The following is a 13,248-nucleotide window of genomic DNA, read 5'->3' on the forward strand; positions in this document are numbered from 1 at the left end:
TAAAACTTATAAATGATAAAATTAATGTATAAATTTGGGGGGATAATTCTGAAAAAATTAGACTTAAAAGAAATAGAAAATATAGAAGATTTTATGACAATAAAATTAGACAATACTGCCAAAATAGTATTTTCAAATGCAGAACTTAATAGGAGTTTTAATAGGAATACTGATGAAGGAATTAATCAATTAGAATCACTGAAATATAAATTTAATGTTAGCGAAGTGGTATATTTAAAACAAGTACATAGTGATAATATATTAATTTATAATAATAATGATATTAAAAATGAAGAAGGGGATGCAATAATAACAGATAATAAAAATGTTATTATTGGAGTTTTTACTGCGGATTGTGTTCCTGTTATATTGGTGGATGAGATTAAAAAGGTATCAGCAGCAATTCATAGTGGATGGAGAGGAACATTTAATTCTATTACTTTAAAAACAATAGAAAAAATGAAGAATGAGTTTAAGTGTAATCCTAAAAATATTAAAGCTTATATAGGACCTCATATAAGAAGTTGTTGTTATGAAGTATCAGCGGAATTAAAAGAAAAGTTTTTAAAAAAAAAGAAAGAAATTAAAGAGTTGGATTTATTCAATAAAAATAATTTAAATTTAGAAGAATGTATATTAAATGATTTAAGAAATTCAGGAGTTAAAGAAGAGAATATAAATACTTTAGAATTATGTACATATTGTAGTGAAAAAATTAAATTACATTCATATAGAAAATCAAATGGGGATTATGGTAGAATGTTTACTTTTATAATTTTAGAGTAAGGAGAATAGTTATGTCTGATGAAAAAATATTGATAGTGGATGATGAGGAACACATAATAGAATTACTAAAGTTTAATTTAATTAATGCAGGGTACAAGGTCTTTTGTTGCAATAATGGTATAGATGCCCTTGAAATAGCAAAGATAGAAAAACCTAAATTAATATTATTGGATTTAATGTTACCAGGATTAGATGGTTTTGATGTTTGTAAAGAAGTAAAAAAAGATAAAGAAACTCAAAATACATCAATAATAATATTGACAGCAAAAGGAGAGGAAATTGATAAAATCTTAGGTTTAGAATTAGGTGCAGATGATTATATAACTAAACCTTTTTCTGTAAGAGAATTATTAGCACGAGTTAAAGCTGTTCTTAGAAGAACTTATCCAGGGGCAGACATTGAAAATAATTCATATGAGTCTCAAGGCCTTAAAATAGATTTTGATAGACATGAGGTGTTTATTAATAATCAAAAAATTGAATTGACTTTAAAGGAATTTGACCTCTTAAAAATATTAATAAAAAATAGAGGGAAAATTCTTCAAAGAGAAACGTTATTAGATAAAATATGGGGATATGAGTACATAGGGGAAACTAGAACAGTAGATGTACATATAAGATATCTAAGAAAGAAGATAGAAGAAGACGATAAAAATCCTAAATTTATAGAAACCATTAGAGGAGTAGGTTACAGGTTTAACCCAATTGATAAATAATGAAAAAGAAAATATTAATATCATCAATGATGACAGTTTTTTTTGCTCTTATAATAGTAACTTCTTTTTTTGTGTTGTTAAGTAATTTTCAACAAATTAGAGATACGAAAAATGAACTTAGAAATTTTAACTTACTTATTGGTCAATTAGATAACTTAGATTCATTAAATAATATCAATAAACAAGATTTTAGAGAAATAAAAATAAACAATGCACCAGTTAGATTTACATTACTTGATACAAATGGAATTGTATTATATGATATGGAAAATGAATTAGAAAATAATTATAAGAATAATAAAGAATTTCAACAAGCTATAGAAAGTGGAGAAGGATCATCAACTAAGTATAGTGAAGATGGTAATATTAATTTAATATATTATGCTACAAAATTAAATAATAATTTAATGGTGGTAAGTTCAGTTCCTGTTAATATGGTAAAAACGTTCCAAAATAAAAATATAAAATATTGTATAGGGATAATAACTGTTGTAATGTTTTTTTCTATATCATTATGTTTAAAATTGATAAAGATGATTATTGAGCCAATTAAAGATTTAGAATCAGTGACTCACAAGATGGCTAATGGAGATTATAAAATAAGAGCTAAAATAAATAGTAAAGATGAACTTGGAAATTTAGGAGAAAGTTTTAATAATATGGCAGATCAGCTTCAAATGAAAATGCATGAGATAGTTGACAAACAAACTAGAATAGAATCTATTTTAAGAAGTATGGAAAGTGGTGTTATTGCAGTAGATAATAATAATATTGTAATATCTATTAATCCTTATGCAGAAAGAATATTTGGTATAAAGAAAAATATTTTAGGTGAATCCATAATTGAGTATATTTCAGATTATGATATAAATACTTTTTTAGAAGAGGATTATGAAATAGATAAAGAAATAAAAATACTTCATCCAATAGAACGTGATTTAAAGATAAAAAAATCAAATATAATAAACGGAATAGAGATGATAGGTAAAGTTATAACGATACAGGATATAACTGATATAAAAAAACTTGAACTTATGAGAACTCAATTTGTTGCAAATGTGTCTCATGAGTTAAAAACACCATTAACATCTATTAAAGGTTTTGCAGAAACATTAAGATATGTAGAAGATGATGAAACTAGAGAAAAATTTTTAAATATAATAGACAAGGAATCAGAAAGATTATCAAGATTAATAAATGATATTTTAGTACTTTCTAGTATTGAGAGTAATATATCAATTCAAAATGATGAATTTTTACCTAAAACTATAATAGAAGATGTTGTAAATATGATAAGAAAACTTGCTAATAATAAAGAAATAAATTTGGAATTTTATGATGATAATCAAGAACTTATATTAGGAGATAAGGACAAATTTTATCAGCTAACATTAAATTTAGTTGAAAATGCTATAAAATATTCAGAGAATGGCTCAAATGTTAAAGTGATAAGTTATAGTAAACGAGGATATTATTATTTAGAAGTTAGTGATAATGGAATAGGTATACCTAAAGAAGACTTGCCAAGAATATTTGAAAGATTTTATAGAGTGGATAAATCACGAAAAAAGGGTGGAACAGGATTAGGACTAGCTATTGTAAAACATATAGTTAAAACATTTAATGGAGATATAAATGTTAAAAGTACATTAGGTGAAGGTAGCACATTTAAAGTGAGGATAAAATATATATAAATTATTAGAGTATGTTTTAGTGTTGTGTTGATATACGTCACTTTACATATTGCATAGATAAACACATATTTAAAACATAGCCAATTATTAAAATAAGCTGAAAAGTAAAATTTTCAGCTTATTTTATTTTGCATAGATTTTATAAAATTAATTTAAATTTTAGGATATGCTGTAGTAAGGTATTGATATTTTCCAATGTTAAATTCATTTAACGTAGTCCTAATAAAAGTTAACTTTAATCTAATAATAGCTTAACTTACTGGTTATATTATAAGTATAAAAGAATTAATTAATGTAAAAAAAGTTGATGGAGGAATTTTATATGAAAAAAAATACTTTAAAACTTATAGTCAGCGCATTATTAATAACTATGATTGGAGGAAGCATGGTCGGATGTGGATCTGAAGATAGTGCAAGTGAGGCAGGAAATGGAATAAGTGGATCAATAACGGTAAGCGGATCATCGGCATTATTACCATTAATGGAGCAATCAATTGAAAAATTTAATGAAATAAATCCTAATGCTGCAGTAAGTGCGCAAGCAGGTGGTTCAGGAACAGGTCTTACTCAAGTATTAGAAGGGACAGTTGATATTGGAAATTCAGATATATTTGCAGAAGAAAAATTAGATGAAGCGCAATCTAAAGAATTAGTAGATCATAAAGTTATAGGTCAAGGTTTTGGAATTGTTGTAAATAAATCATTAGGAGTTACAAATTTAAGTAAAGAACAATTAAAAGGAATATTTTCAGGAAAAATAACAAATTGGAAGGACGTTGGAGGCCCAGATAAAGAAATATTCTTAATTCATAGAAAATCAGGATCTGGAACAAGAGGTACATTTGAAAATAAAATATTAGATGGAAATAAGTCATTAGAAAATGATTCTTTAGGGGCAGTTCAAGATTCAAATGGTGCAGTTCTTACTGCGATGAAACAAAATGATGGAGCAATAAGTTATTTAGCTCTTTCTTATATGAATACAGCTGATGCTAAAGAAATATTACAAGTTACGAGTATTGATGGAGTATCTGCACATAATGAAAATATAAAAGACGGAAGTTATTCTTTTTGGTCATGGGGTCATATGTATACAAAAGGTGAAGCAGAAGGATTAAGTCAAGAATTTATAAATTTTATAACAAGTGAAGATAATAAGGAAAGCATAGAAAGTTTAGGATTTATTTCAGGAGCTGAAATAAAAGAAAAATAATAATTTAAAGGATGATTAAAAGATGAAAAAGAGAAGTTTTAAGGAAAGGCTTAAAAATGAATATTTGGGTCAGGGCTTTGCAACTCTATGTGGAATACTAATAATAGTAATTACAGGCTTGATATTATTATTTATAGCTTCAAAAGGAATTAAATCATTTACCCAAAATGGATATAGCATAACTGAATTTTTATTTAAAAATGATTGGAAGCCAAATCAAGAGCAGCCTTCCTTTGGAGCTTTAGCATTCATCTTAGGTTCTACATGTGTATCAATAGGAGCTGTAATTTTAAGTGCTCCTATTGCAGTTGCACTAGCTATTTTTACTAACATTATTTCTAGTAAGTTTGGTAATAATGTAATAAAACCATCATTAGAAATATTAGTTGGAATACCATCAGTTGTTTATGGGTGGGTTGGAATATCAGTATTGGTACCATTTATAAAAAACAATGTTGGAGGAATGGGATTCTCACTTTTATCAGGAATATTAGTTTTATCATTAATGATATTACCTACAATTGCTACTTTAGCTATAGATGCAATAAAAAATATACCTAATGATCATATAGAAGCTTCTTATGGATTAGGAGCGACAAGATGGCAGACAATAAGCAGAGTAATAGTACCAGGAGCGAAATCAGGAATTTTGACAGGTGTGGTATTGGGTATAGCAAGAGCGTTTGGAGAAGCACTTGCAGTACAAATGGTAATTGGTAATACTGTTAAATTGCCAGAAGGACTTCTTTCTTCGATGTCTACATTAACTAGTATTATAACAATGGATATGGCTAATACAGTAGGTGGAACAATGTGGAATGACGCATTATGGACATTAGCATTAATATTACTTGTTATTTCATTTATTTTTATAGTAATAGTTAGAAAGATAGAAAAAAGGAGTGCAGTATAATGGATGCTAAAAAAGTTGATAAAATGGCCACTGTAGTGTTTTATATAATAAGCATATTTATAGTAGGTTTGTTAGGTGCATTTATTGCTTATATATTATATAAAGGTGGAAATATGATAAAACCTTCTTTCTTATTTGGAAAACCTAAATTAACAGGAGCTGGTGGAGGAATAGGACCACAATTATTTAATTCATTTTATATGCTTATTGTTTCATTAATAATAACAGTACCAATAGGAATAGGTGCAGGAATATACTTAGCTGAGTATGCAAAAGAAGGAAAGTTTTTAAACATAATAAGAATGTCTCTTGAAACAATTTCTTCATTACCATCTATAGTTATAGGTATGTTTGGACTATTAGTGTTTGTTAATATGGCAGGTTGGGGATATTCAATACTCGCTGGAGCTATATCAGTCAGTATATTAAATATACCATCTATGACTAGAATTTCAGAAAATGCAATAAAAGCAGCTAGCAAGAAGGTAAAGGAAGCTTCATTAGGACTTGGTGCAAGTAAGTGGCAAACAATATCTAAACTTACAGTGCCAACAGCCATGAGCGAGATTTTAACTGGAATAATATTATCAGCAGGTAGAATTTTTGGAGAGGCAGCAGCTTTCCTGTATACAGCAGGATTAAGTTCAGGAGCTTTAAATTTTAATCAAATAAGTTTGGTTGGAAATAAATCGGCATTTTCTCTTTTTAGACCAGCAGAAACTTTGGCTGTTCATATTTGGAAATTAAATTCTGAAGGAATAGTAGTAGATGCAGCTCAAATTGCTAATGGGACAGCAGCAGTATTAATTATAGCAGTTCTTTTATTTAATATTTTAGCAAGGTTAATAGGAAATAGATTAATGAAATCTTATGGTGGAAAGTAGGGGAGTATAAGGAATGAGTATTATAAAAACTAAGAATTTAAATTTATATTATGCTGAAAATCAAGCGTTAAAAGATATAAATATGAATATAAATAAAAATGAAGTTACAGCATTAATAGGACCATCGGGATGTGGTAAATCAACTTTTTTAAGAACTTTAAATAGAATGAATGATTTGATTGAAATAGTTAGAATAACTGGAGAGGTTTTATTTGAAGATAAAGATATATATAAAGATTATGATGAGATATATTTAAGGAAAAGAGTTGGGATGGTATTTCAAAGACCTAATCCATTTCCTATGTCTATTTATGATAATATAGCATATGGCCCAAGAATTCATGGAACTAAAGATAAAAAAATATTAGATGAAATTGTTGAAAATAGTTTAAAAGGTGCAGCGCTTTGGGATGAAACAAAGGATAGATTAAAAAAAAGTGCAATGGGACTTTCTGGAGGGCAACAACAAAGATTATGCATTGCAAGAACTTTAGCAGTATCTCCAGAAGTTATTTTAATGGATGAACCAACATCGGCTTTAGATCCAATTTCAACGAATAAAACAGAAGAATTAATAGAGCAACTAAAAAAAGATTATACAGTAGTTATAGTAACTCATAATATGCAACAAGCAGGAAGAATAGCAGATAAAACAGCTTTCTTTTTAAGTGGAGAAGTTATAGAATTTGGAAAAACTGAGGATATATTCTATAATCCTAGAGATAAAAGAACAGAAGACTATATAACTGGTAGATTTGGTTAAATGAAAGGGTGAGGATTAATGACAAGAGAATCTCAAGATGCTAGAGTTAAAGAAATTAATAGACAATTATTAAAAATGACAAGTTTAGTAGAAAAACAAATACATGATAGTATGGTTTCATTGAAAAATCATGATTCAGATATGGCAGATAAGGTTATAAAATACGATGATAAAGTAGATGAGTTGCAAAAAATAATAGAAGAAGATTGTATAAAATTTATTGCAATGGAGCAACCACTTGCAACAGATTTAAGAAGAGTGTTTACAGCATCAAAAATAGTAACAGATCTAGAAAGAATGGCAGATCATGCAGTGGATATATGCAAAATAACTAAAAGATTAGATAGAGTAGTATTTAAAGAAAATATTAGTGAATTGTGGGATATGGAAATAAGAGTTAGAGAAATGATTGGATTAGCAATAGATTCATATATAAGGGATGATGTTAAATTTGCATATAAAATATGTAAAATGGATGATGCAATAGATGATTTATATAAAAGATTATTTGGTGTTTGCATAAATGAAATTAAAAAGAATGAGAATTTAATTAATCAAGGAACACAACTATTATTTGTAATAAAGTATTTAGAAAGAATTGCAGATCATGTTACTAATATATGTGAATGGACAATTTTTTCAAAGAACGGAACTTATGTGGATTTAAATGAATAAAAGAATAAAGTAGAGGCTAGGAAGTAAATTATTCCTAGCCTTTACTTATAAAAAAAGGTTTAAACTTAAAGTTTATTTTAGGGAAAAATGAATAAAAAATGGTTTTAAATATAGTGTTTGCAATAACTAGTTAGTTATTATATAATTAAACGTACTATAATGAAGATGGGATGTTATAATTAGGAGTGAAAAAATGAAAAATATTATAACAAAAGTAGAAGAATACAGTATTGCTGAAGAAGTTGGAATAGAAATAAATGATAGTCTAATATCTATTAATCAAACTCCAATAGGCGATATTATGGATTATAAATTTTTATCAGCAGATGAAGAAATAGTTTTAGAAATAGAAAAAACAAATGGCGAAATTTGGGAAATAGAAATAGAAAAAGAATACGGAGAAGATATAGGTCTTGAATTTGGCGGTGGCATAATGGATAAAGCAAAAAGATGTAGTAATAAATGCATTTTTTGTTTTATAGATCAATTACCACCTGGAATGAGAGATACTTTATATTTTAAAGATGATGATTCTAGATTATCTTTTCTTCAAGGAAACTTTGTTACATTAACTAATATGAAGGAAGAAGATATTGATAGAATAATAAAATATCACATAAGTCCAATTAATGTATCAGTACATACAACAAACCCAGAACTTAGGGTTAAAATGTTGAATAATAGATTTGCAGGAAATATATTAGAGAGATTAAAAAGATTAACAGATTCAGGAATTACAATAAATGCTCAAATAGTATGTATACCAGGCATAAATAGTGGAGATGAATTAAAGAGAACTATAGAAGATTTATATAAGCTTCATCCATTTGTAGCTAGTGTGGCTGTTGTTCCAATAGGAATAACTAAATTTAGAGAAAAACTTCAACATGTAAAGACATTTACTAAGGAGCAATCTGCAAAAGAAATCGAAATGGTTAAAGAACTTCAAGATAAATTTATGAAAGAAGTAAATGAACCTTTTGTAAGGCTATCAGATGAATTTTATATAGTTTCAGGCAAGGAAGTTCCAGGTAATGACTTCTATAGAGGATATGAACAACTAGAAGATGGCGTAGGGGTTGTAAGATACTTTAATGATGTTATAGATGAAACATTAAATGATCTAGATAAAAATTCTAAGGGGAGTTTTTCAATCGCAACAGGTGCTTTAGCTTATGAAGAAATTATAAAAGCTAGAGATAAGATTTTGAAAAAAAATCCTAATATAAAATTAGATGTATACAAAGTAATAAACAATTATTTTGGAGAAACAATAACTATAACAGGACTTTTAACTGGAACTGATATAATAAATCAATTAAAAGGAAAAATAAATACGAAATATTTATTAATGGCTGATTGTATGTTTAGAAAAGGATATGAATTAGCTGACTCTAGTGAACAAATTATGCTAGATGATTTGAAAATTAGAGATATTGAAGAGGCATTAGATGTAAAAGTTATAGTAACAGATTACACAGGAGAAAATTTAATTAGTATATTAAACGAATATAAGGAGGAATTTTAATGGGAAAACCGATAGTTGCAATAGTAGGAAGACCAAATGTTGGTAAGTCAACATTATTTAATAAATTAGCAGGGAAGAGAATTTCCATAGTACAAGATACACCGGGAGTGACAAGAGATAGAGTTTATGCTGAGGCTGAATGGTTAAATTATAACTTTACTATGATAGATACTGGTGGTATAGAACCTACAAATGACGATATAATAATGAAACAAATGAGAAGACAAGCGAATATTGCTATAGAAACTGCTGATGTAATAGTATTTATAGTTGATGGTAAAGAAGGTTTAACTGCTGCGGATCAAGAAGTAGCTAATATGTTAAGAAAAAGTAAAAAGCCAGTAGTATTAGTAGTAAATAAAATTGATTCTTTAAAATATGAAGAAAACAGTTGGGAATTTTATAACTTAGGAATTGGTGATCCTATAACAATATCAGCATCACAAGCATTAGGTCTTGGTGATATGCTTGATAGAGTAGTAGAACATTTTGATAGATTTGATGCTGATGCTGAAGAGGATGAATATATCAGAATAGCTATGATTGGAAAGCCTAATGTAGGAAAATCATCATTGATAAATAAGTTGTTAGGAGAAGAAAGACTTATTGTTTCTGATATAGCAGGAACAACTAGAGATGCTATAGATAGTTATTTAGAAACAGAACAAGGAAAATTCATTTTAATCGATACAGCTGGACTTAGAAGAAAAAGCAAAGTTAAAGAAGAAATAGAAAGATATAGTGTTATAAGAACATATGCATCAATAGAAAAAGCAGATGTATGTATACTTATGATAGATGCTCAAGATGGTGTAACAGAACAAGATGAAAAAATAATAGGTTATGCTCATGAGTTAAATAAAGCTATTATAGTTCTTGTAAATAAATGGGATCTTGTTGAGAAAGATGACAAAACTATGGAGAAGTTTAAAAAAGACTTACAAGGTAGTTTGAAATTTATGCCATATGCTGAATATCTATTTATTTCAGCATTAACAGGACAAAGAACTCATAAAATTTTAGAATTAGCTAAAAAATGTTATAACAATTATAACAAGAGAGTATCTACAGGAATATTAAATGATGTAATAAGTAAGGCGATACTAATGAAAGAACCACCAATAGTTAGCCTTAAGAGAATGAAGATATATTATGCAACTCAAGTTGCTACTAAACCACCTAAGTTTGTATTTTTCGTTAACGATGCTAGTGCTTCACATTTTTCTTATGAAAGATATTTAGAAAATCAATTAAGAAATAGTTTTGATTTTAAAGGTACTGGTATACAAATCGAGTATAGACAAAGGAAGGAATAGTAATGAATAAAGTAAGTTTTATAGGTGGAGGAAGTTTTGGAACAGCTTTAGCTATACTGCTTGCGGAGAAGGGGAATACTGTAAGTATATACAATAGAGATAAAAAAGTTGTTGATGACATAAATATTAATAGAAGAAATGATAAATATATAAAAAATTTAGAAATTCCTAGTAATATTAAAGCATTTGATAATTTAGAAAAAGCAACTGAAAATGCTGAATATATTGTTTTAGCAATACCATCTCATACAATACGCAGTATTTGCAAACAGTTAAAAAATAAAATAAAACAAGAAACTATTATAATTTCAATTGCCAAAGGAATCGAAGAACATACTGATAAAAGATTATCTGCCGTTATTAAGGAAGAGTTAAATAATCCAATTGTTGTTTTATCGGGACCTAGTCATGCTGAAGAAGTAGTATTGAAACTGCCAACAACACTTGTAGTTTCTTCAGAAAATATGAATTCTGCTAGTGAAGTTCAAAATTTATTTATGACCTCTTTCTTTAGGGTATATACAAATGAAGATTTGATAGGAGTAGAAGTTGGAGGTGCTGTTAAAAACATAATTGCACTAGCTGCTGGAATTTTAGATGGTTTAGGTTATGGAGATAACACTAAAGCTGCATTAATGACCAGAGGAATGAAAGAAATTTCTAGAATAGGTTTAGCTCTTGGTGGAAGAGAAGAAACTTTTTATGGTTTGACTGGAATGGGAGATTTGATAGTAACATGTACTTCTAATCATTCTAGGAACAGAAAAGCAGGTTTATTAATTGGAAGTGGTATGAATGCAGATAAAGCAATTGAAGAAATAGGAATGGTAGTTGAGGGTGTAAAAGCTTGTAAAGCCTTTTATGAATTGAAAGAAAAAATAGGAGTATCTATGCCTATAACTGACATTTTGTATAAAGTTTTATTTGAGAAAAAGGATCCTAAATTAGGGATTGAAGAACTTATGCTTCGCGAAAAGAAAAGTGAAATATTTTAATATTAGTCCTAAAAAGAATTTTTTAACCATATAACTGTGTTAATAAAGTCTTTTTAGGACTTTTCTATTTAAAATTTTATTTAATCTGTATATTTTTAGTTTTTTAAGAATATATATATATTGGTAAAAAGAATAAGGAGGGAATAATGTGGACAGCTTTAACATATACAAAGATATAGCTGAAAGAACCCAAGGGGACATATATGTAGGAGTAGTTGGACCGGTAAGAACTGGTAAATCAACTTTTATAAAAAGGTTTATGGACCTTATGGTAATACCAAAGATTGATAATACTTATAAGAAAGAAAGAGCGAAAGATGAGTTACCACAAAGTGGTTCAGGTAAAAGTATTCACACAACAGAACCTAAATTCGTACCAAATGAGGCGGTAGAGATAAATTTAGGAGATGAAACAAAATTTAAAGTTAGAATGGTAGATTGTGTAGGATATATTGTAAAAAGTGCATTGGGATATTTAGAAGGTGAAGAAAGTAAGATGGTACATACACCATGGTATGAGTATGAAATTCCTTTTGAAGATGCAGCAGAAATAGGCACTAGAAAGGTTATCAGTGATCATTCAACCATAGGACTTGTAATTACAACAGATGGAAGTATTACAGGAATACCAAGAGAAGATTATATGGAGGCAGAAGAAAGAGTTATATATGAGCTTCAATCAATAAATAAACCATTTGTGGTTGTACTTAATACTAATAAACCCAATTCTCAAGAAACAAAAGCATTAAAAAATGAATTAGAAGCAAAATATAATGTAGCAGTAAAAGTAATGGATATATACAATATGGATGAAGAAGATATAGAAGACTTATTTGAGTATGTACTTAGAGAATTCCCAGTAAAAGAAGTTAATATAGATATGCCAGAATGGTTAGAAAAATTAGACTGTAATCATTGGTTGAAAAAGAACTTCTTCGATGTCATTTTAACTATGAGTAATGAAATTTCAAAAGTTAGAGATGTTAAACATATATTAAATAGTTTTGAAGAAAAAGAATTTATGGGCACAACATCTATTAAAGAAGTTGATTTAGGCAATGGAACAGCAAATATACTTATGAAACCTAAAGATGGTATATTTTATAAAATACTTAGTGAAATATGTGATTTAGAAGTAAATTCAGAAAGTGATCTTTTAAGTATAATAAAAGATTTAACTTATGCAAAATTAGAGTATGATAAGGTTAAAGATGCCTTGGAGGATGTTAGGGAAGCTGGTTATGGATTGGTAGCACCACAACTATCAGAAATGAAATTCGAGGAACCAGAGATTGTAAAACAAGGAAGTAAATTTGGTGTTAAATTAAAAGCAAGTGCTCCAAGCTTACATTTTATAAAGTGTGACATAAAGACAGAGATTAGCCCAATAATGGGATCTGAAAAGGAATCAGAAGAACTTGTAAAGGGGTTACTAGAACAATTTGAAACAGACCCAGCACAACTATGGCAAAGCAACATGTTTGGAAAATCTTTAGAAGTACTAGTTAAAGAAGGACTTCAAAACAAATTATATAAGATGCCAGAAGATGTACAAGTTAAAATTCAAAAGACACTTCAAAAAATTATTAATGAAGGTAATGGCGGTTTGATTTGTATAATTCTTTAACTTTAAGGGATTAATAATTTAAAAGGAGTTTAAAGAGAAAGAGTCTTTGAACTCCTTTTTAATTCTTTAGGAATTTATATTATTAAAAAATTTGTGGATAACTTTTAAAATAATGTGTTTTAAAGGTATTATGAGTAC

12 protein-coding genes are annotated in these 13,248 nt (G+C 28.0%); all 12 read left to right on the forward strand.

Going from position 1 to position 13,248, the window contains the following annotated elements; translation table 11 throughout:
- The first annotated feature begins 93 nt into the window (after window positions 1-93).
- The 12 genes from pgeF to spoIVA all read left to right on the forward strand — a co-directional run bounded on the left by pgeF (window position 94) and on the right by spoIVA (window position 13,110).
- On the forward strand, window positions 94-786 hold the full coding sequence (pgeF, locus tag RGC78_RS05140; protein ID WP_252213067.1) for a peptidoglycan editing factor PgeF: 693 nt from the start codon (window positions 94-96) through the stop codon (window positions 784-786).
- A gap of 11 nt (window positions 787-797) precedes the next feature.
- Complete coding sequence (locus RGC78_RS05145) at window positions 798-1,502, forward strand: winged helix-turn-helix domain-containing protein (protein ID WP_252212925.1); 705 nt, start codon at window positions 798-800, stop codon at window positions 1,500-1,502.
- Window positions 1,502-3,196 (forward strand): HAMP domain-containing sensor histidine kinase, encoded by a 1,695-nt coding sequence (locus RGC78_RS05150; protein WP_252212924.1) that lies wholly within the window; start codon window positions 1,502-1,504, stop codon window positions 3,194-3,196. The genes RGC78_RS05145 and RGC78_RS05150 overlap by 1 nt, the downstream gene beginning before the upstream one ends.
- Window positions 3,197-3,518: 322 nt before the next feature.
- The gene (locus RGC78_RS05155; protein WP_252212923.1) at window positions 3,519-4,409 is read left to right on the forward strand and encodes a phosphate ABC transporter substrate-binding protein; all 891 of its coding nucleotides are present in this window, start codon (window positions 3,519-3,521) and stop codon (window positions 4,407-4,409) included.
- Window positions 4,410-4,431: 22 nt separating this feature from the next.
- Complete coding sequence (pstC, locus tag RGC78_RS05160) at window positions 4,432-5,322, forward strand: phosphate ABC transporter permease subunit PstC (protein ID WP_252212921.1); 891 nt, start codon at window positions 4,432-4,434, stop codon at window positions 5,320-5,322.
- Window positions 5,322-6,206 carry a phosphate ABC transporter permease PstA gene (gene pstA, locus RGC78_RS05165; RefSeq protein WP_252212920.1) on the forward strand — a complete coding sequence of 295 codons (885 nt, stop codon included), beginning with the start codon at window positions 5,322-5,324 and terminating at the stop codon, window positions 6,204-6,206. Before pstC ends, pstA begins: the two co-directional genes overlap by 1 nt.
- 13 nt (window positions 6,207-6,219) lie before the next feature.
- Window positions 6,220-6,969: a phosphate ABC transporter ATP-binding protein PstB gene (pstB, locus tag RGC78_RS05170; RefSeq protein ID WP_252212918.1), complete on the forward strand. Its 750-nt coding sequence runs from the start codon at window positions 6,220-6,222 to the stop codon at window positions 6,967-6,969.
- A gap of 18 nt (window positions 6,970-6,987) precedes the next feature.
- Complete coding sequence (gene phoU, locus RGC78_RS05175; protein WP_252212917.1) at window positions 6,988-7,644, forward strand: phosphate signaling complex protein PhoU; 657 nt, start codon at window positions 6,988-6,990, stop codon at window positions 7,642-7,644.
- A gap of 193 nt (window positions 7,645-7,837) precedes the next feature.
- Window positions 7,838-9,172 (forward strand): DUF512 domain-containing protein, encoded by a 1,335-nt coding sequence (locus tag RGC78_RS05180; protein ID WP_252212915.1) that lies wholly within the window; start codon window positions 7,838-7,840, stop codon window positions 9,170-9,172.
- Window positions 9,172-10,488 carry a ribosome biogenesis GTPase Der gene (gene der / locus RGC78_RS05185; protein ID WP_252212913.1) on the forward strand — a complete coding sequence of 439 codons (1,317 nt, stop codon included), beginning with the start codon at window positions 9,172-9,174 and terminating at the stop codon, window positions 10,486-10,488. The genes RGC78_RS05180 and der overlap by 1 nt, the downstream gene beginning before the upstream one ends.
- A gap of 2 nt (window positions 10,489-10,490) precedes the next feature.
- Window positions 10,491-11,483, forward strand: a complete 993-nt coding sequence (locus RGC78_RS05190) for an NAD(P)H-dependent glycerol-3-phosphate dehydrogenase (RefSeq protein WP_252212912.1) — start codon at window positions 10,491-10,493, stop codon at window positions 11,481-11,483.
- Between the two features lie 148 nt (window positions 11,484-11,631).
- Complete coding sequence (spoIVA, locus tag RGC78_RS05195; RefSeq protein ID WP_252212911.1) at window positions 11,632-13,110, forward strand: stage IV sporulation protein A; 1,479 nt, start codon at window positions 11,632-11,634, stop codon at window positions 13,108-13,110.
- Window positions 13,111-13,248 lie beyond the last annotated feature (138 nt).

The sequence above is a fragment of the Clostridium aquiflavi genome (assembly GCF_031344075.1).
Taxonomy (GTDB): domain Bacteria; phylum Bacillota; class Clostridia; order Clostridiales; family Clostridiaceae; genus Clostridium; species Clostridium aquiflavi.